Origin of the sequence: Bradyrhizobium sp., from assembly GCF_027307225.1 — a bacterium.
Classification (GTDB): Bacteria; Pseudomonadota; Alphaproteobacteria; order Rhizobiales; family Xanthobacteraceae; genus Bradyrhizobium.
Map to the genome: position 1 here is coordinate 1 of NZ_DAHUXJ010000024.1, position 19680 is coordinate 19680.

At 61.2% G+C, this 19680-nt stretch carries 19 protein-coding genes; 14 read left to right on the forward strand and 5 right to left on the reverse strand.

The window, feature by feature from the left end; genetic code table 11:
- From M6D32_RS04205 to M6D32_RS04220, 4 genes are all read left to right on the forward strand, one after another.
- A partial coding sequence (locus M6D32_RS04205; RefSeq protein WP_298253672.1) for an SLBB domain-containing protein occupies nucleotides 1-253 on the forward strand: 253 nt, incomplete at its 5' end.
- Nucleotides 254-255: 2 nt separating this feature from the next.
- Entirely contained in the window at nucleotides 256-1392 is a 1137-nt protein-coding gene (locus M6D32_RS04210) for a glycosyltransferase family 4 protein (protein ID WP_298253674.1), read from the forward strand.
- A gap of 139 nt (nucleotides 1393-1531) precedes the next feature.
- Nucleotides 1532-3052, forward strand: a complete 1521-nt coding sequence (locus M6D32_RS04215) for an undecaprenyl-phosphate glucose phosphotransferase (protein ID WP_298253676.1) — start codon at nucleotides 1532-1534, stop codon at nucleotides 3050-3052.
- 51 nt (nucleotides 3053-3103) lie between these two features.
- The gene (locus M6D32_RS04220; protein WP_298253679.1) at nucleotides 3104-4414 is read left to right on the forward strand and encodes an O-antigen ligase family protein; all 1311 of its coding nucleotides are present in this window, start codon (nucleotides 3104-3106) and stop codon (nucleotides 4412-4414) included.
- A 43-nt stretch (nucleotides 4415-4457) separates the two neighbouring features.
- Here the strand turns inward: M6D32_RS04220 and M6D32_RS04225 are convergent, their stop codons facing one another.
- The 3 genes from M6D32_RS04225 to M6D32_RS04235 all read right to left on the reverse strand — a co-directional run bounded on the left by M6D32_RS04225 (nucleotide 4458) and on the right by M6D32_RS04235 (nucleotide 7337).
- Entirely contained in the window at nucleotides 4458-5639 is a 1182-nt protein-coding gene (locus M6D32_RS04225; protein ID WP_298253681.1) for a saccharopine dehydrogenase NADP-binding domain-containing protein, read from the reverse strand.
- A 28-nt stretch (nucleotides 5640-5667) separates the two neighbouring features.
- A complete protein-coding gene (locus tag M6D32_RS04230; RefSeq protein ID WP_298253683.1) occupies nucleotides 5668-6453 on the reverse strand; it encodes a DUF169 domain-containing protein in 786 nt (261 codons plus the stop codon).
- An 80-nt stretch (nucleotides 6454-6533) separates the two neighbouring features.
- Nucleotides 6534-7337, reverse strand: coding sequence for a YdcF family protein (locus M6D32_RS04235; protein ID WP_298253685.1), 804 nt, complete (start codon nucleotides 7335-7337; stop codon nucleotides 6534-6536).
- Nucleotides 7338-7428: 91 nt separating this feature from the next.
- On the opposite strand from M6D32_RS04235, the gene M6D32_RS04240 reads away from it, so the two are divergent.
- The 3 genes from M6D32_RS04240 (at nucleotide 7429) to M6D32_RS04250 (ending at nucleotide 13281) form a co-directional block, all read left to right on the forward strand.
- Complete coding sequence (locus M6D32_RS04240; protein ID WP_298253687.1) at nucleotides 7429-8370, forward strand: acetamidase/formamidase family protein; 942 nt, start codon at nucleotides 7429-7431, stop codon at nucleotides 8368-8370.
- 122 nt (nucleotides 8371-8492) lie between these two features.
- A complete protein-coding gene (locus tag M6D32_RS04245; RefSeq protein WP_298253689.1) occupies nucleotides 8493-10283 on the forward strand; it encodes a tetratricopeptide repeat protein in 1791 nt (596 codons plus the stop codon).
- Between the two features lie 196 nt (nucleotides 10284-10479).
- Nucleotides 10480-13281, forward strand: coding sequence for a di-heme-cytochrome C peroxidase (locus M6D32_RS04250; protein WP_298253691.1), 2802 nt, complete (start codon nucleotides 10480-10482; stop codon nucleotides 13279-13281).
- Between the two features lie 58 nt (nucleotides 13282-13339).
- Here the strand turns inward: M6D32_RS04250 and M6D32_RS04255 are convergent, their stop codons facing one another.
- Nucleotides 13340-13603: a hypothetical protein gene (locus tag M6D32_RS04255; RefSeq protein WP_298253693.1), complete on the reverse strand. Its 264-nt coding sequence runs from the start codon at nucleotides 13601-13603 to the stop codon at nucleotides 13340-13342.
- A 286-nt stretch (nucleotides 13604-13889) separates the two neighbouring features.
- Between M6D32_RS04255 and M6D32_RS04260 the strand changes: the two genes are divergently transcribed.
- Together M6D32_RS04260 and M6D32_RS04265 are read left to right on the forward strand one after the other, a co-directional pair.
- Entirely contained in the window at nucleotides 13890-15629 is a 1740-nt protein-coding gene (locus M6D32_RS04260; RefSeq protein WP_298253695.1) for a methyl-accepting chemotaxis protein, read from the forward strand.
- Nucleotides 15630-15885: 256 nt separating this feature from the next.
- Nucleotides 15886-16308 (forward strand): hypothetical protein, encoded by a 423-nt coding sequence (locus M6D32_RS04265; RefSeq protein ID WP_298253697.1) that lies wholly within the window; start codon nucleotides 15886-15888, stop codon nucleotides 16306-16308.
- Between the two features lie 3 nt (nucleotides 16309-16311).
- Here M6D32_RS04265 and M6D32_RS04270 read toward each other — a convergent pair whose 3' ends face one another.
- Complete coding sequence (locus tag M6D32_RS04270; protein WP_298253699.1) at nucleotides 16312-16455, reverse strand: hypothetical protein; 144 nt, start codon at nucleotides 16453-16455, stop codon at nucleotides 16312-16314.
- Between the two features lie 100 nt (nucleotides 16456-16555).
- Here M6D32_RS04270 and M6D32_RS04275 point away from each other — a divergent pair, with 100 nt between their 5' ends.
- The 5 genes from M6D32_RS04275 (at nucleotide 16556) to M6D32_RS04295 (ending at nucleotide 19671) form a co-directional block, all read left to right on the forward strand.
- Complete coding sequence (locus M6D32_RS04275; RefSeq protein WP_298253701.1) at nucleotides 16556-16921, forward strand: nuclear transport factor 2 family protein; 366 nt, start codon at nucleotides 16556-16558, stop codon at nucleotides 16919-16921.
- A gap of 21 nt (nucleotides 16922-16942) precedes the next feature.
- Nucleotides 16943-17170: a hypothetical protein gene (locus tag M6D32_RS04280; RefSeq protein WP_298253703.1), complete on the forward strand. Its 228-nt coding sequence runs from the start codon at nucleotides 16943-16945 to the stop codon at nucleotides 17168-17170.
- A gap of 13 nt (nucleotides 17171-17183) precedes the next feature.
- Nucleotides 17184-17630: a hypothetical protein gene (locus M6D32_RS04285; RefSeq protein ID WP_298253705.1), complete on the forward strand. Its 447-nt coding sequence runs from the start codon at nucleotides 17184-17186 to the stop codon at nucleotides 17628-17630.
- Between the two features lie 98 nt (nucleotides 17631-17728).
- Nucleotides 17729-18931 (forward strand): YcaO-like family protein, encoded by a 1203-nt coding sequence (locus M6D32_RS04290; RefSeq protein WP_298253707.1) that lies wholly within the window; start codon nucleotides 17729-17731, stop codon nucleotides 18929-18931.
- Nucleotides 18928-19671 (forward strand): TfuA-like protein, encoded by a 744-nt coding sequence (locus tag M6D32_RS04295; RefSeq protein ID WP_298253709.1) that lies wholly within the window; start codon nucleotides 18928-18930, stop codon nucleotides 19669-19671. Before M6D32_RS04290 ends, M6D32_RS04295 begins: the two co-directional genes overlap by 4 nt.
- Nucleotides 19672-19680 lie beyond the last annotated feature (9 nt).

The window sequence follows — 19680 nt, forward strand, 5'->3', positions numbered from 1 at the left end:
CGAACCCTCGGTGGCCGTCGAAGTCGAAACCTACCGGCCGTTCTTCATCCTCGGCGAGGTCGCCGCACCCGGCCAATATCCGTACGTGCCGAACATGAGCGTCGAGAGCGCGGTCGCGATCGCCGGCGGCTTCTCACCGCGTGCCAAACGCGACAGCGTGACGGTGACCCATCACGCCAGCCGCACCGTCGTGCCGCTTGGCACGCCCATCAGCCCCGGCGACACCATCCTCGTCGGCGAACGCTGGTTCTGACCATGGCCGAGACCGCAGACCGGCCCATTCGCATTGTCCACGCGGTGCGTGCGCCCGTCGGCGGAATCTTTCGTCACATTCTCGATCTCGCCAACGGGCAGATCAACGCCGGTCACGATGTCGGCATTATCGCCGATAGCCTGACCGGGGGTGATCGCGCCAACGCGGCGCTGGCCGAGATTGCGCCGCGGCTAAAGCTCGGCGTTCGGCGCCTGGCGATCCACCGCGAGCCGCATCCTAGCGACTTTCTCGTCTGGGCGCGCTTCAAGTATCTGATCGCGCGCCTGCGGCCGGACGTGCTGCACGGACACGGCGCCAAGGCCGGCGCCTTCATCCGCATGCTGGGCCGCTCGAAGCGTTTCATTCGCGTCTATACGCCGCACGGCGGCTCGCTGCATTATCCGGTCTCGACGTGGAAGGGCGTCTTCTATAGTCGCCTCGAACGCGCGCTGATGAATAGCACCGAGCTGTTCTTGTTTGAAAGCGCTTTCGCCCGCGACACCTATCAACGCACCATCGGAACGCCGACGGCCGGTTTGGTGCGCTGCGTGTTCAACGGCGTGACTGCGGCCGAGTTCGATCCTGTGACCCTCGCCCCGGACGCCACCGACGTCGCTTATGTCGGCGAATTCCGCCACATCAAGGGCGCGGATCTGCTGATCGAGGCCGTTGCGCGGCTGCGCGGTGACGGCAAACCGGCGACGCTGACACTTGCCGGCGACGGCGAGGAACTCAACGCACTGAAAGCGCTGGTCGAAAGGCACAGCCTTGCCGAAGCGGTGCGCTTCATCGGCCACGTCAAGGCGCGCTTCGGCTTCTCGAAAGGGATGCTCCTCGTCGTTCCGTCGCGCGGCGATTCGATGCCTTACGTCGTGATCGAAGCCGCCGCGGCCGGAATTCCGATGGTCGCCGCTGATGTCGGTGGGATCCCCGAGATTTTCGGCTCGCATCAAGAGGCGCTGTTTGCGCCGAACTCGGTCGACGCCGTGGCGGGCGCGATCAAGGCGGCGCTCAACGATCCGGCCAACACCGCAACGCGCGCCAAGGCGCTTCGCGAACGAATCTTCATGCACTTCTCGCAAAAGGCCATGGTTGAAGGCGTGCTCGCGAGCTATCGCGAGGCATTTGCCAGACGTTAACCATTCCTTACGCCGATAACCTTTTTTTCCGACTTGTCGTCTAAGCCGAAGCGTGCCGATTTTGGCGCGCTAGGCGCCGGCCCATATTGCAGTTGCAAGTACAGATTGGACGACAGTGGAACCGGTTAATGCACGCTTGATGTTAGACGCGGCCGCGGCTTCGGCGACGGCGGCTCCGGGAGCCCCGGTCGAACGGCGGCGCAGGCTTTCACAGGCCGCGCTTCTCGTCACCAGCCAGAAAGTCGGCCGCGCCTATTCGCCGATTGTGATCGCCGGCATCGTCCGCATTGCCGACTTTGTCATGCTGAGCTGCATCGGGGTTGGACTCTATCTCGGCTATGTGGCTCCGATGGACGGCTTCCAGTGGGGATTTGTCGCCGCCATCCTGATGATGACGCTTGCCGCAGTCGTTTGCTTCCAGGCCGCCGACATCTACGACGTTCAGATCTTCCGCGGCCAGCTTCGCCAAATGACGCGCATGATCTCGTCATGGGCGTTCGTATTCCTGCTGTTCATCGGCGTGTCCTTCTTTGTCAAGCTCGGTAACGAGATATCCCGGCTGTGGCTCTCGGCATTCTTCTTCGTCGGCCTGGCCACGCTGATCTCGGCACGATTGTTCCTGCGCACGCTGGTTCGCTACTGGGCCCGCCAGGACCGCCTGCACCGTCGCACCATCGTGGTCGGCGCTGACGAGAACGGCGAGCAACTCATCGCAGCGCTGGGCGTACAGACTGATTCAGATATCGACATCCTCGGCGTGTTCGATGATCGCAACGACGGCCGCTCGCTCGAGACCTGCGCCGGCAAGTCGAAGCTCGGCAGGGTCGACGATATCGTCGAATTCGCCCGGCGTACCCGTATCGATCTTGTCCTGTTCGCCCTGCCGATTTCAGCGGAGACGCGAATTCTCGAAATGCTGAAAAAGCTGTGGGTGTTGCCGGTGGATATCCGCCTGTCGGCGCACACCAACAAGCTTCGTTTCCGTCCCCGCTCCTATTCCTATCTCGGCAAGGTGCCGACGCTCGACATGTCCGAAGCGCCGATCACAGACTGGGATCTGGTGATGAAGTGGATATTCGATCACATCGTCGGCGCGATCGTCCTGTTGCTTGCGACCCCCGTGATGGCGCTGGTTGCGCTTGCCGTCAAACTCGATAGCCCCGGCCCCGTGCTGTTCCGCCAGAAGCGTTTCGGCTTCAACAACGAGCGCATCGACGTCTTCAAGTTCCGCTCGCTGTACCACGATCAGGCCGATCCCACCGCCGCCAAGGTCGTGACGAAGAACGACAAGCGCGTGACCCGCGTCGGCCGTTTCATCCGCAAGACCAGCCTCGACGAGCTGCCGCAGCTGTTCAACGTCGTCTTCAAGAGCAATCTTTCGCTGGTCGGTCCGCGCCCGCATGCGGTGCATGGCAAGTTGGAGAGCCGGCTGTTCGACGAGGCTGTCGACGGCTATTTCGCGCGGCACCGCGTCAAGCCGGGTATCACCGGATGGGCGCAGATCAACGGCTGGCGCGGCGAAATCGACAACGAAGAAAAGATCCAGAAGCGCGTGGAGTTCGATCTCTATTACATCGAAAACTGGTCGGTGCTGTTCGACCTCTTCATTCTTCTCAAGACGCCGCTGGCGCTGCTGACGAAAAGCGGGAACGCCTACTGATTCCACGCCGGGCGTTTTTCCGGCGCTTGTTGCGTGAGTTTCGAGATGTCGATGGCGTATACGGCGATCGCCGGCCCCTACCCGGCCATGACGGCAACGCCGCGCCTTCTCGCATTCCAGCGCCTGCTGGTTTGGCTGGTGGCGGCCTCGGGCGCCATCGTCTTGATCGAACCCAGTCCCTACGAGGTCATGACGCTGGGCGCAGCCGTGCTGTTCTGCGCCACCGGCTTACGCATGCGGCTCGTACTCGTTCCGCTGTTTCTGCTGCTCATCCTGATCAACATCGGCTACAGCATCGGCGCCATTCCGTTCTACGGCAAGCCGGAGGTCTTCAACTGGATTGCGACCTCCTGGTACATGGGGATCACGGTGGTTTTCTTCGCCATGGTCATGTCGGAAGACACCGCCGCACGGCTGGACATGCTTCGCCGCGGCTTGATCGTCGGGGCCATGATTGCCTCGCTGTCGGCCGTTGCCGGTTATCTCAATCTGGTGCCCGGCGGGCATGATCTGCTCACGCTCTATGGGCGCGCCAAGGGGCCGTTCAAGGATCCCAACGTGCTCGGCGCGTTCCTGATCCTGCCGGCCCTGTTCGCCTTGCAGAGCGTCGTCGCCGATCATTTTGCCAGAGCAAGTCGCAACGCCGTGGCGTTCGTCATCATAGTGCTTGCGATCCTGTTTGCTTTCTCGCGCGCCGCCTGGGGAGGCCTTGCGATTACGGCGGCCTTCATGCTGGCGATGATGTTCCTGACCAGCCGCACGCCTGCGCAACGCAGGCGGATCGTGGTCATTTCGCTCGTGGCCGTGGTCTTGATGGTGCTGCTGCTTGGCGTTCTCTTGTCGTTCCATTCCATCGACGAGATGTTCAAGCAGCGCGCGAGCTTCGACCAGAGCTATGACGAAGGCCGCTTCGGTCGGTTTGGCCGTCACATTCTTGGCGCCCAGATGGCACTTGACCTGCCATTCGGCATCGGTCCCTTGCAATTCCACAGCTACTTTCCCGAAGACACCCACAACTCCTATCTGAATGCCTTCATGTCAGGCGGATGGCTATCCGGGATTTGCTATCCGACCCTTATCGCGGTGACCGTCGTCATGGGATTCAGGCACCTGCTGACACGCGTTCCCTGGCAGCGCCTGTATCTGGCGATCTTCGCGGCGTTTCTCGGCACGGCCGGTGAAGCGTTCGTGATCGATACAGACCACTGGCGTCATTTCTGGATGATGCTCGGCACGATGTGGGGCATGTTCGCGGCGGCACAGGCTTACAAGCTCGGGTCCGATCGCAACCTCGGCACCGCGCCGGACCACCGGTGCGGCCCCTTGCTTTCGGCAACTCCTTCGCCGCGGTTCGATCTGTGATTCGATCGAGTTCTTTTCGCAATCCGGCCGCCCGCCGGCAGCCTTACGCCTCGACCTGAAATTTCAGGCCAGCGTGATCGACGAGCCGCTTGATCAGCCTGTGCTGCATGGCCGCGCCCGGCGTCCAGACTCCTGCTGGAACGTCGGGCGCATCCCGCAGCAGACAGATCGCGCATTCGGCAATCATCTTGGATGTCGAGCCATAGCCGGGATCGCGATCGCCCTTGACCGATGCGCGAACCTGACGGCCGTCGCCCGCTATGCCGACGAAGAGCAGATCGTAATACCCGCTCTCGCGCTCTTCCTTCGACGGCCCCTCGCCTGGCTTGGGCACCGCGGCCCCGGCAAGATTATTGTTCGCGGCCATGATGCGCTTGGCCCTCGCCTCGCCTTCTTCGCCGGGTCCGGCAATTTGCATCTCGTCGTAAACGAAATCCCGTCCATAGGCGAAGCCGAGCAGCGCATTGGAACGATGGATGTTGCGTGTGTTGATGTTTGCCATGAAGAATGGCGTCAGCCATGTCTGCAAATCGTCGTCGAACACCGGCCTGTTGCCCGGCGGTTGCTTCGGCCCGGTGAAACCTGGCGTGAGTGCGAAAGGATCGCGCACCAATGTCAGCAGGCTCGGGTCTTTCGCGGCGGCCTCAAAAATGGCCTTGCCACTGGCCGCCGTGCCGCCGGAGAACGTGCCCTTCATGGCGCGCACCCGTCCCTTGACGCGCGCGACAGGTGCGCCGAGCGTTTTCCTCGCGGTCTCCTGACACAAGAACACACCGAGCTCGAAGGGCAGTGAATCGTAGCCGCAGGAGAACATGATACGTGCGCCGCTCTGCGCGGCGGCCGCTTGATGGGCCTCGATCATCCGCCGCATCCACGGCACCTCGCCGCAGAGATCGAAATAGTCGGTGCCGGACGCGGCACAGGCGGCAACCAATTCGTTTCCGTACAAGAGATACGGGCCGACTGTGGTCACGACCGACCCGGTCTGATCGATCATCGCCTTGAGCGACGCCGGATCGGTAGCATCGGCGACAATCAACGGCGTGTCGGCGGGTACGCCGATGGAGTCGCGTACCGACTTCAGCTTGTCGAGGCTGCGCCCGGCCATCGCCCATTTCAACTGCGCGTCGTTCTTGTAATGCGCGGCCAGGTATTCGGCGACGAGCTGACCGGTGAACCCGGTCGCGCCATAGACAACGATGTCGAATTTCGACGAAGACTTCATTTGCATTTCCTAAACGTGATGACGCGACTCACTTCTTTCCATAGGAGACGCCCATGCCAGCGCGCACGTCGCTCTGGATACCATAAGGCGCGATCGGATAGCGCAAGCCGTTCTTCGCAAGTTGCTTCATGCCGGCGATGGACTTGGCGAGATCGGATGGCTTGAGCGCCATCAGCATCTCCTCGTCGGGCACGCCGCCATAACGCCGCTCGGCAAAGCAAGGCAGCGAAAGCGAGGGCTCGCCGGTTTTCAGCGCCCGGCCCCAGGAATCCGCGCACGCGGTCTCGCCGACGACGCCCCAGGCGAACTTCTTGTATCCGGTATATTGCAGCCCGTTGATCAGGATGATCATCTGGCCGGGTGTCGCGTAGACGAGGCAAATATCCGGCGGATGGAGCCTGCCGCTGGCGAGCGGACTGACCGCCATCGCCTGGTATTGACCGAACGGCACCACGTCGAGCGCTTCCTGGCGCTTGCGCGCATCTTCCGCCGTGCCATGCCACACCCCGACGTAATTCGTACCTGCAAGCCACTTCTCGTCCTGTGGGCCAAGACCGATCACCGCGCGGCATTGCGCGCCAACGAGATCGTCGGCCGTGACGCCGACGGTCCAGCCGAGCCGCGAAGCCATGCTGACGATCTGATCGGTGGTATGAACCGCGGTCGGCCGTCTGATCTTCGGGATACCAGTCATTTCCTCGACGGTCGCAAACATTTTGATTCCGATCACCGTCGTCTTGAGGCGAAGCAGATTATTCAGATCCGCCACCATGCCCGTGGGATCGAATGCTTCTGACGGCATTTGCTGCTGCATATTGGTTCCTCCGGAGATGGATGTTCCTTATTGCGCCACGCCAATCCTAATCCGATTGGTAGCGCGTTGCGACCCCAGCCCTATCTCTGACCGGGCCCCGGAAAGAAGTGATCGGTCTTGCCCGTCAGCCAATAGGCCGTGAGACCAATCCATTCGCGCATCGCCACATCGGTGCGATCGAGCCCGCCGATAGCGACGGAAGAAAACGAGAAAGCTTCGGATCGGCTGGCACGCCGATCAACCGGATAGGCTTCCACCTTAAATCCCGCTCTGCGGAACAGGCCCATCGAGCGCGGCATGTGATAGGCTGAAGTCACCAGGAGCCAGCGCTCGCCCTCCTTTGGCTTGGCGACGGCTTTGGCGAATTCGGCATTTTCGATCGTATTGCGCGACTGCCGCTCGGCCGTCAGCCGTTGCTTCGCCACTCCCAACGCCTCGAGCATGGTCAGTGCGTAATCGGCCTCCTTGGCGGATGTATCGCCAACCAGATCGGCGTTGCCGCCGGAAAAAACGATACGGGCATTCGGATATTGACGCGCGAGCTCTGCGGCGGCGACAATGCGGTCGCCCGAACGGCCGAGAGCCGGCTGGCCAAGCGCGGCTGACAAATCAGGTTCGATCGCCCCGCCAAGGACCACAATGCCATCGGGCGCGCCGTGTGAAGCATCCCACGACGGGAATCTCTGCTCGAGCGGCAGGATCAACAGCTTGCCGATCGGCGAGAATCCGCACAGCGCCAGCAGCAGCACGGAGGCGGCCAGCAATCTCTTGCCAACCGCCGCCCATCGCGTCAGCAACAGGATCGCGCCGAGCACGCCAATACCGATCAGGAAATCGATCGGCGTCAGCATGGTGCCGATGGTTTTTGAGAAGATAAAAAACACGACATCTCCCTTGATGAGGTAGATTTGACTTTCGATAGAGTCCTAGCGACAAGCGTCTTACGCGACGTCTGCCTAATGATGAAGCCCCGCCATGACGCATCACCATCTCCATTCGAGCCCGGAAACCTGTCACTGGGGCTTCTTCGAAGCCAAACTTAAGCCCGTTCTCACCATCGAAAGCGGCGATGAGGTCACGATCGACACCATCACCGGCGGCCCCGATGTGGTGCCGGACCGCGGCCGCTTTCACGTTCCGCCGGAATTGGCCGAGGTCCACGCCAGAAATGAACGGATGGTGCCGGGCCATATCCTGACCGGGCCGGTCGCAGTTGCAGGCGCCGAACCCGGCGACGTCCTCGAAGTCGACATCCTCGACATCCAGCTGCGCCAAGACTGGGGCTATAATCTCATTCGTCCTTTGGCCGGAACGCTGCCGGACGATTTCCATGAGCCGAGATTGATCAACATTCCGCTGGACAGAACGCGGATGGTAGGACGGCTGCCTTGGGGGCTCGAGCTGCCGCTGTCGCCGTTTTTCGGCGTGATGGGCGTCGCTCCGCCGCCCGCCTGGGGCCGGATCACCTCGCTGATCCCGCGCGCGATGGGCGGCAATCTCGACAACAAGGAACTGACGCCGGGCGCCAAACTGTATTTGCCGGTCTTCGTGCCGGGCGCCCTGTTTTCCTGCGGTGACGGCCACGGCGTGCAGGGTGACGGTGAAGTCTGCGTCACCGCCATCGAGACCGCCTTGCAAGGTCGCTTCAAATTGACGCTGCGGAAGGATTTGCGGTTCACTTATCCGCGTGCGGAAACCCCGACCCACTACATGACCATGGCGATGGATCCCGATCTCGACCAATGCGTCGTGCGGGCGCTGCGTGACATGATCGTGCTGCTCGGCGAAAAGCGGAATTTGTCACGCGAAGATGCCTATACACTGTGCAGCCTGGCGGCCGACCTGCGGGTGACCCAGACGGTCAACGGCTCCAAGGGAATCCATTGCATGATCGCGAAGGCGATTGTTCACGGGTAACAGTCAGCCAATCTTCGCACTTTAAGCCATTGGATTTGGTCTCTCGACCGCGTACTTTGGCCCCGCCGGACCGCGACCCCAACGACCCGGAAAAACGCGCCCCCAAAGAGAAAAGCTCACGGATGGAACGACGCCTGGCCGCCATTGTCTGCGCTGATGTCGCCGGCTACTCCCGTATGATGGGAGCCGACGAGGAGGGCACGCATGCGACCTTCAAGGCGCATCGCAGCGCGATTTATCCGATCATTCTCAATCACGGCGGCCGCCTGGTGAAGAACACCGGCGACGGCTTCCTGCTCGAATTCCCCAGTGTCGTCGGCGCGCTGCAATCCTCCATCGAAATCCAGACGCTGATGGCCGAGCGCAACGACCAGCTGCCGGCCGACCGGCTGATGCAGTTTCGTGTTGGCGTCCACATGGGCGACGTGATGGCCGATGAGGACGAGGTCTTCGGCGACGGCGTGAACATTGCCGTTCGCCTTGAATCGGCTGCCACGCCGGGCGGCGTCGCCGTTTCCGGCAAGGCCTATCAGGAGGCGAACAAGCATATCCAAGTTCCCCTGATCGATGCCGGAAGCCGCCGCTTCAAGAACATCGAAGAGGCGATCAGCGTATGGACCTGGGATCCGGGCGGATCCGAAACCGACGGTCGCGTCCTTCACGACAAGTCCAACCTTCCCGCCCAATATCGCACCGCGATTGTCGGCGTGCTTCCCTTCGTCAATCTCAGCGACCGCGCCGAAGAATATTTTTCCGACGGACTGACCGAAGACCTCATCCACGCCTTGTCGCTGCAAACCTTCTTCCGGGTGCTGAGCCGGAACGCGACCTTCTCGTTCAAGGGCAAGGATCTCCCGACGCGCCTGATCGCGCGGGAAATCGACGCCACCTATCTGATCCAGGGTTCGGTGCGGCGCGCCGGCAACAAGATCAGGGTTACCGCGGAGCTGATCGCTCCCGAGAGCGGCGAACAGCTATGGGCCAGCCGCTACGACAGCGATATCGGCGACCTGTTCGCGATGCAGGACGAGCTGACGACCAACCTGTCGGCTGCGATCGCACCGGAGATTTTCCGCGCCGAGGCCTCAGCACCAGCGCGGGCCTCAGCCGATCCGACCGCGTGGGACCGTTTCCTGAAAGGCCTCTCTCATTACTACAGGCACACCAAAGCCGACTTCGAAAGATCAATCGACCTGTTCAGGCAAGCCACCGTGCTCGATCCGTCGCTTTCGATTGCGCGGGCCTATCTCGCCACGATCCTGACCCAGGGCGTGCATTATGGATGGCTCAAAAGCACCCGAGAGCTGTGGACGGAGGCAATGAGCCTCGCGGAGAGCAGCGTCCGGCTCGATCCCCGCTCCTCCTTTGCGTTTTCGATCCTGTCCTATATGCACGCGATGGAAGGCAACTACGACGTTGCCATGGAGGCCGCGAAACGAGCGGTCAACCTCAACCCGTACGATATGGGCGCCCGCGCCATCCTTGGAATGGCTCACTTCGTCAGCGGAGACCATCAAGAGGCCATTGAGCTGTTTTCCATGGCCGTGCAGCGTGGCAACAGCGACCCGCGGTACAGGTGGGACGCGCTGCTCGCCTTCGCCCATTACCTGTTGCAGCAATATGACGCCTGCCTGTCGTGGGCGCGCGAAGCGACGTTCCTCAACCCCAATCACCTTCAGGTGCTCGCGGTCAAGGCCGCAGCGCTGGCGCAATCCGGCCGGAGCGACGAGGCGGCAAAAGCAACCACGGCCCTCTTGCACGGCTTCCCAACCTTGACGGTCGAGCGGCACTTGCGAAATTTCCGCTGGAAAAACCCGGATGACATCGCCCACTACCGCGAAGGGCTTTTGAAGGCTGGCGTTCCCTTAGGCGAGCTTACTCTCGCCGAAATCGCATCCAGGGGCACCGCCTGAAGATATTCTGACAACGTTTGGCAACTTCGCATCAGAAAAATTGCGCGGCTCGATTTGCCTGCATAAAGTTGGCAGCGATGTGGATTCTGAGGCTCTCCGCACCCTTAGGTAGAGCTACCGCTGGTTGTCTTGATTTTGCCGGCATTCCGATTTCGCTGCGCTTTTCGATGACGCCATATTTTGAGGATTGACGGTCATGCAGGACCCGCCCGCCGCTCCGCCCGCAAGTCCCTCCCAACAAATCCCCGTATCGCCCAACAATCCCTGCCCGTTCCTGCGGGGCCTGGTCTCGGGAGAATATGTCGGTGGTCATGTCGTTCCATTGCCGAAGCTCACGGCGACTATTGGATCGGCAACCGGCGAAAAAGGCCTGAAGGAGCGGTTGGCGGGCGTCGAAATCTATCTCGTGGCACTGATCGCGAACGGCCTCGGTCCGCTGCGCGTTTTCAAGAGCTGGTGGTCGGGTGCCGTGCTTGACCAATTGCGCAACGGGCCGCTGGACAAGCATGGCGCCGGCTCGCGAATCCTTAATGTCGACGGCGAGGTCGACGAATCCGAGATCACCCGCCTTGCCGAATTTGGCTCGGATTACACCGACCCCTACGACGGGGGCATCGATCGCGGGCTGAATGCGCAGCAGATCACGACCTACATGAACGCGAATTTTGCGCGAGCCGAGGGTCACCGGCGTCCGATCGATCGTTTGCTGATGAACGGCGAATGGCCGGTCCTGCTCAACATCATGGGCAAGGGCGACGGCGACGACCGCTATCTCAGCGTCGCCGAAGTCAGGGCGCTGTTCGTCGACCAGCAATTTCCGCAGCGGATCGTGATGCGGCTGAAGCAACCCCGGCCGGTGCCAAGCCGGTTTCTCCGAATCTTCGGCGGGCTGGTCGTCGGGGCTGTGTCTGCCGCGGTTCTGGCGCTTGTCGTGATTACCCAGTTTCCCGACCAGCTTCGGGCAGCTTTGATGGCCGTGCCGGGGCAGCTGCCGCAAACGGCGGCGCAGTTGCTGCCGCCGCCGTTGCCGCACATGCCAACCGTCAAAACCGCGCGCTGGCTCGATCAGAACTGGTCGACCGAGGACCGGCACTGGTTTCATCACGTCAGCCAGGGCACCACGACGTTTCCCGTGCCTTACGCCTGGTTCGTGGCGCTGGAGCAACCGCGGATCTACCTGTTGTCCCGGCCGGGCCTGCTCAGCGATAGCACCTATCTCGAGCGCTTCGGTTTCATTCCAAGCCCGAAGACCATCCATACCGACAAGGCGACGCTGCTGCGTTACGGCTATGTCGATTCCAATGATGCTCCCGCGTCAACGCAGTCGACCTCCGGCAAATGGCCGGTTGAAAATTTTGACGGACTACCGGTCGGCTTTGCGCGTCTGATCGGCGCGACCGATCCAGCGACCGGCGCTCCGCAGCCTGACCTGATTGGACTGACCTGCGCGGCCTGTCACACCGGCAGCATTCACTATAAGGGCACCAGCATCCGTTACGATGGCGGTCCTGCGATGGTGAACTTGCTGAAACTTGAGCAGGCAACCGGCCTTTCCATCGCCTATACGCTTATTTTCCCGAGCCGCTTCAACCGTTTTGCCGCGCGCGTGCTCGGTCCTCACGCTACGGAGACCCGACGTGCGGAACTGAAGAAAGGACTGTCAAAAGCTGGCGACTTCGTGAAAGCCCAGGCTGTTACGTTATCGAACCTGTACAACAGGGTGCACCAGCAAGACACCGAGGAGGGTTACGGCCGGCTCGACGCGTTGAACCGGATCGGCAATCAGGTTTTCTACACCGACATGGTCGCGAGCGGGCTCTCGCCATCTGAAGACAACATGCACGTGCGCGACGCGCCGGTCAGCTTCCCGCCGATCTGGACCGTACCATGGCTTTTGTGGGCGCAGTACGATGCCTCAATCCAGCAGCCGCTCATTCGCAATGCCGGCGAGGCGCTCGGCGTCTCGGCACTGATCAACCTCTCGCCCGAAAGCTCCATCGACTCGCTATTCCGCTCGTCCGTCGACGTCGCAAATCTCGACAGCATCGAGAAGATGTTGCGCGGGCCGAACCCGTTCGAACAAACGCCAAAGGGTTTTGGCGGCTTGAGGTCACCGAAATGGCCTTCCGAGATGTTCCCCGGTGACGACGCCTGGAAGATCGACCCCGCTAAGGTCAAGCGTGGCCGCAAGGTCTACGCCGAGATCTGCGTCGAATGCCATCGCGGGCCGGTCAACGACCCCGAATTCGACAAGCAATATCCCGACCTGAGCTTCTGGTCGCCGAAGGAGACACGCTGGAAGCAGAACGGGCCGGTATTCGACGAAGTGCAGATGAGCGCGAAGGGGATGGGCACGGATCCCCAGCAAGCCGACGTCCTCAACCTTCGCAAAGTCGAGGTGCCCGGCTTTCTGGACTTCCAGCCAGCCCGCGATCTCGGAGAGTTTTGGGGGTGCCCCAACATGCCTGCCGCCTCACCAATGATGTCGTATGCGCTGGCACTGATGATCGCGGTCGATCGCACCGCCAAAAAGTGGATGAAAGACCACAAGGTCTCGCCCGCCGCCCAGGCTGAGATCTGGGGAACGCGAAAGAACTGTCCCAATCCTGGCAATGGAGAGGAAGCCCCGCCTTACTATCGCGCGCGGCCCTTGAATGGCGTCTGGGCTACCGCACCGTATCTTCATAACGGCTCGGTGCCGTCGCTTTACTGGATGCTCACGCCCGCCGCGGAACGGCCAAAGCAATTCTGCATGGGCACGCGGGATTTCGACCCGCAGCAGGTCGGTTTCCACATCGACGCCGGTGAAAAGCAAACCTGCGCCAAGGGCGAAACGCCGGTCTCGACCGTCGATTCAAAGGGGTCGCCGATCCCAGGAAACAGCAATCTTGGCCACTCGCTCGAAGGCACGCCGGGTCCGGGCAAGCCGGGCGTCATCGGCCGTCCGTTGAAGGACGACGAGCGCACCGATCTGATCGAGTATCTAAAGACGCTTTAGAGCAGCCGATTCAAAGGCGACGCGGAGCCTTCGCTCCGCTCGCCGACCTCGCAATCAGTCAATAGCTGCTCTTGGTGCGCCTGGTCGGGGTCGTCGATGCGCTCGAGGATCCCTCCATCGCATGCGCCCCGCCCCACGGATCGGCCGCAGGCTTGTCGGGGATGTTGCGGAGCGAATTCTTGTACGCCTGATCGGCGGATTTTTCCGTTTCAATCTGACCCGGCGTCTTCGGCGGGTCCGAAGCCGCCGGCGGCTTGATTTGCGCGAACGCCGGACCGGCAACCAACAGGGTCAACAAGCCGACGGCAGGAAGAACTCTCATCCCCAAACTCCCTTTTGATTCCTTCATATCATTGCGCCTGAATCGCCAACAGGACTGTTGTCCGGACTCTCCGGCAAATTTTGGGTAGCGCGCCAAGCGCCAATTGCCGCACCCCGTCAAATCACCGAGAAGCCCCCATCTCTTCCGGCCGTCAAGTCATCGAAAGCGGAGCTTCGTCAACGGCGTTGAGGTATTATAGTGTTGAAGCTGGTTTCAGAAAATGATCAGAGAATATAATTTTAAGCATACGGCTGTACCGTCATGCCCGCATTTTGGGGGATTCCGCATGACGTTCCAGTCCAACTGGCGGCAATTTTCGCTGTTCCGGCTGAAACTCGGGCCCAAGGCCGTCCTTGGCGCTGCGTTTCTGATTCTGGTGAACACGGCGCTCCTGGTCGGCGCCGGCTACTGGTCGTTGACGCACAATTTCAACCTTCGCTCCGAGCGGGATATCGACCTCAGCCTGCGTACCCTCACGCTCGCCTTCGGTGAGGCCTATCCCGCTGCCAAGATCACGCTCGGCAGCGACGGGGCCGTCCAACGCGTCGTCATCTCCAAGATGCCTGAATTCACCGATCACCGCATCGTCGATCGGGCGACCTCCTATATCGGCGGCAATGCCACGCTTTTCGTCTATGACGACGCCACCGACCAATTTGTCCGGCGAACCACCAATGTGAAGAAGGAGAATGGCGACCGCGCGGTCGGAACGCATCTTGCCGCAGACCATCCGGGGCAGGCCATCATTCGCCGCGGGGAAACCTATAAGGGGCCGGCGATGCTGTTCGGAAGCCGGTTCTACACGGCCTATCACCCGGTCTTCAACCCGGCGGGCAAGGTCATCGGCATCATCTATGTGGGCATCGCCACGGCGGAGCTTGACGGCATGTTGCGGCAGGCAATCGTGGCCATGACGATAGCCGCCGGCGTCGCAGCCGTGCTTGCCCTGCTCGCGACCCTGCTGCTCGTCCGCCGGGTCACCAAACCGCTGAACGCCGTTACCGATACGCTTACTGCCCTTGCCGATGGCAGAACGGACGTCGAAGTTCTGCACGCCGATCGCGCGGACGAAATCGGGGCGATCGCCCGCACCATCGACATCTTCAGGACAAACCGTATCGAGCGCAAGCAGCTTGAGGCCGACCGGCTGAACGCCGAGAAAGCGGCCGCCGAGCAACACAAGATGGAACTGAACCAGTTCGTCGAGGCATTCCGGACGAAGATCGGAGGCATTATCGAGCAGGTGCTGAATTCGTCCCATCGTTTCGAGAAGGATGCCCAGCAGCTTTCGGTGACGGCGCGTTCAACCGCCGAGATGTCCGGCCAATCGGCCGGCGCCTCCAGGCAGGCCTCCGAGCACGTTCGTAGCGCAGCAACCGCGTCGGACGAACTCTCTCAGTCAATCACCGAGATCAGCCGCCGGGTTCAGGATTCCAACACCGTCGCGGCCGATGCCGTAAAGCAAGCCAGCGCCACCGACCAGAGGATGGCGGAGTTGTCGGCCGCCGGCGACCGAATCGGGGACGTCGTGAAACTGATCACGTCAATCGCAGAACAAACCAATTTGCTCGCGCTCAATGCGACGATCGAAGCGGCGCGCGCTGGCGATGCCGGCCGTGGCTTTGCCGTGGTGGCGCAAGAGGTCAAGAATCTCGCTGGTCAGACCGCGAAAGCGACGGACGAGATCAGCTCGCACATCGTCAACATGCAGCGCGCCACCGGCGAGTCGGTCGAGGCCATCAAGGCGATCGGGCAAACGATCGAACGCATTAGCGAAATCACCACTTCGATTTCCGCAGCCGTCGAGGAACAAGGCACGGCGACGAAGAACATCGCTCACGGCGTGCAGGCCGCAGCAGGCGGCACGCTTGAGGTCGCCGAAAACGTCGAACGCGTGGCCCGCAACGCCGGAACAAACGAAACGACCTCGGTCCAGATGCTGCAATCGGCCAAGGCGCTTTCCGACGTCAGCATCCACCTGCGGGACGCGGTCGAGGAATTCCTCGACAGCGTTCGCGCGGCCTGACGCCAACTCTGCCAATCGCGAGATCCCGCCTTCCGCATGCAACGACGGGTGGCCAGATCGCTCGTTGTCGTCGTCGCAACCAATTGTGACGAGCACGCGTTCCACCTGAAAGTCTTGCGGACGCTGTTCCGGTTTCCGTGCAGCGAAGCCACAGTCGACAAACATTTCGCTCGGACGATCTGCTCGGCCAACCCGTCGCAAATTTTTCACATAAACTATTACCATCGACCGATTCGCGGCATGAACATTGCTTCGAATGAAACTGCTGGAACAAACTCAGGAGTGCGGCATGATGCGCCTCGCCCTTTGTACAGCGTTCGGTTTGTTGATGAGCGTAGCGAGCGCCCGCGATTTCGGGCAATGGGACGCTGTCGATCCGCAAATTCGCGAGTGGTACCAGGCGCTCATGCAGCCGGATAATCCCGCTGTTTCATGTTGCGGCGAAGCGGACGCCTATTGGGCTGATTCATTCGAAGTCGAAGGTGACAAATACGTCGCCATCATCACCGACTCCCGGCCCGACGAGCCGCTGCGCCGCAAGCACGTGGAGGTTGGAACCAGGATCGTGGTTCCAAATCACAAGCTGAAATACGACCAGTCGAATCCGACTGGTCACGGCATTATCTTCCTGAGCAAAGGCGATTACGTTTACTGCTACGTCGCACCCGGCGGCGTTTAGGTTTCACGCAACGGCGGCAGCGCCGAGCGCCCCTTCGACCATCTGCCCGCCTTCGATTCCAACGACGGACGGCGGTTCGGCCAACATCATGCTGATCGACGGCTTTTCGCCGGGCGGGTGCTGATGGCTCGGGCAAGATTGGAGCAAGAATTCCTGGCGACCTTTACCTCCCACTTCATCGCATGAAGGAATCACGCGGTGCAGGATGTTGGCGTTTCAACCGCTCAACTCCAACGGAGGCCTGTCCATGAGGACCGCTGCAAAAGTTGCCGAAGACTACATCGCTGTCTGGAACGAAGGCGATGCCGTCCGCCGTCGCGCATTGCTGGAATCAACCTGGACCTCCGCGGCAACCTACGCCGACCCGGTTGCGAAAGGCGCGGGTCTTGCGGAAATCGACAACATCATCGGTTCGGTACAACAGCGTTTCCCGGACTTCGTCTTCTCGCTGACGGGGAACGCGGACGGCCACGGAGAGGCCGTACGATTTTCCTGGGCCCTCGGGCCGAGGGATGGCGCCGCCATCGTCAAGGGTACTGATTTTGTCGAACGGCAAGGCGACAAGATTGCCACCGTCACGGGCTTTCTCGATCTCGTACCGGCGGCGGCTTGAGCCGATCGTGAAACAGCGAGCATGAAGGTAGCCTCGCGCGGATTTCAGCCGCGCGAGGGCCGCGAGGTAGCGATCGTACGCCGAGTAGCTCGGCCCCCGCTGGCCTACTTCGTTTTACTCCGGCCGGTTCGGGCATTGATCGGCTCGGCGGGCGGCCTGACCAATCCCTCCGGCAGGACGGGCTTCGTGCCGGGCCGTGTCCTTGCCCGCGGCGAGTACGAGGGCTTGCCGGCTTCCTGTCCCACTTGACTCAACTGGATCGATGTTGCTCTATTATTTTTTCCTGCATTTTGCCCGTGTGAGGTCTCTCATGTCGCGCGCGAATTTAAGGAATATCTGGTCGCGCCTCCCAGTATGGGGAGCACTATTGCTGAGCGGCGGAATGCTCATCGGCGGCGCCCGAACGGATGCAAAGCCACAACCACCAGGCCGGTCAGATTTTGAAGCAGGCCAGGTGTTTGCGAAGATTGACGGCGAGAATATCCTCATTTCACAAGATGGCAGTACTTTCGAAAAGCTACGCCTGGGCGACACGCGCGAGGCCTTGCATTTGAGAGAGCTTTTGCGACACGAAGGAAGCGATGGGCGGATAGTAGCCATTCCCGTCGGTTCGATGATCGTTGCGAGCGGCGGCGCTCACGGCAAGGGCAAAAAGCCTCCCCAAGAACCGATCTCCCGGCTCCATGGCAAGCGGGAAAACGGCAAATGACCTGCCGGCACCGAGAGCTTGTTCGCCAGGAATAGGCGTCGGCCGTGCAGCGACAGTGTGTCGCCGGGCCGGCCGAGATATTTCTGGGCCCGGCGATCGTGAAATCATACAAACTTGGAACGCATCGGACGACGACGCCGGAGGATACGCTGGCGCGGATATCGCCCATCGCGCGGCAAATCGGCATCACCCGCGTAGGCAATGTAACGGGACTTGATCGAATCGGAATTCCTGTCGCCGTTGCCGTTCGTCCGAATTCGCGATCGTTCTCGGTCTCCCAAGGTAAGGGCATCGGGCTTTCAGCGGCCTTCGCCTCCGCAACGATGGAGGCCATCGAGTTATTTCATGGCGAGGATCTTCGGGAGCGAACGATCGCCACAAGTTATCGCCGGCTGTCGGCGACGAACCGTACTGTGTCCCCGGCCTCGCTCTGCGGCACCGGGCTTCCCCTTGCCGAGCAGGCCGAGATCGCCTGGATTGAGGGATACGATTTGCTGGGCAGTGAAGCCTGTTGGGTACCTTGGGAAGTCGTGCATACCGATTATACGCTACCGACCAGTCACAGCGGCGAGCACTTCCTTTCCGGCACCAATGGATTGGCTTCCGGCAACCATCTTTCCGAAGCAATCAGCTCCGCCATCTGCGAATTGGTTGAACGCGACGCCGTCGCCCTTTGGCACGCTCGGGACATGCGTGCGCGATCGCGATGCCGGCTGGATCTCGCAACCGTAACCGACGAAAATTGTCGCAGCCTGCTCGATCTCTACGACAAAGCGGGGATAACGCCCCGGGTTTGGAATGTGACATCCAATATCGGGATACCTGCGTTCGTGTGCGATATTCCGGCGCCGAAAGAAGACCCGTCCGCTTCATTGAGACGATTCCGCGGCGCTGGCTGTCATCCTGGTCGAGCCGTTGCCTTGGCAAGGGCTTTGACTGAGGCGGCTCAAACCCGTCTCACCTATATTGCCGGGATCCGGGACGATCTGCAGGACTATTCGGAATCATCAAGGGACAAGCTTGGCGCAGCGTTGCTCGACGCAATGTCGGAGGCTGCCCGGCCGGACGCCTTCGAGGACATTCCGAACCATGATGCCGACGATGTGCTGGTCGATGTCCGATGGGAACTGGAATGCCTGCGTGCTGCCGGCGTAAAGGCGGCAATTGCAGTCGATCTCACCCGCCCGGAGTTCGGTATCCCCGTTGTCAGGATGGTCGTCCCCGGTCTCGAGTGGGATTGCACCGATCCACACTACGTCCCGGGTCGCCGCGCGCGACAAGCCAGCGGTTACACAGAATGAGCGCTGTCATTTTCGCCGGCCCGTCGCTTCCACCATCTGCGCGACCGACCATCGCGGGGCTTGAATGGCGACCACCGCTATGCCGGGGCGATCTGTACCTGGCTGCCTTGCAGCGCCCGCGGCTGATCGGTGTCGTCGACGGCTACTTTGAAACCATGCCGACCGTCTGGCACAAGGAGATCCTGTGGGCCCTGGCTCACGGTATCCACGTGTACGGTGCCGCCAGTATTGGCGCCTTGCGGGCCAGCGAGCTCGCAGATTTTGGCATGACAGGAATCGGTTTCGTGTATCGCCAATTTCGCTCCGGCGGACTGACCGATGATGACGAAGTAGCTGTCCTTCATGGACCTGCCGAGGTCGATTATGTAACGGTCAGCGAAGCCATGGTGAATGTGCGATCGACCGTCGATTGCGCACTTCAGTCAGGCATCGTTGGGCCGAAGGTGGCCGCAATCCTTCTCAGCACCGCAAAGTCGGTGTTCTACAAGGACAGAACCTACGAGCTAATTCTGGAACGTTCAGCAGAGCGCGGCCTCGCATCGAAAGAACTTGAACGCTTCGCTGACTGGCTTCCCCGCGGAAAAATAGACCAAAAGCGTCTCGATGCCGAAGAAATGGTCGGCGCGATAGCGCGCCACATGAAAACAGACGCGCCACCGTTTGAAGCGTCTTTCGAGTTCGCCCACACATTTGCCTGGGAGGAAGCCCGACAAACGATCGAGCAAAGCACGCGGCCTTAGCGCCCTGTC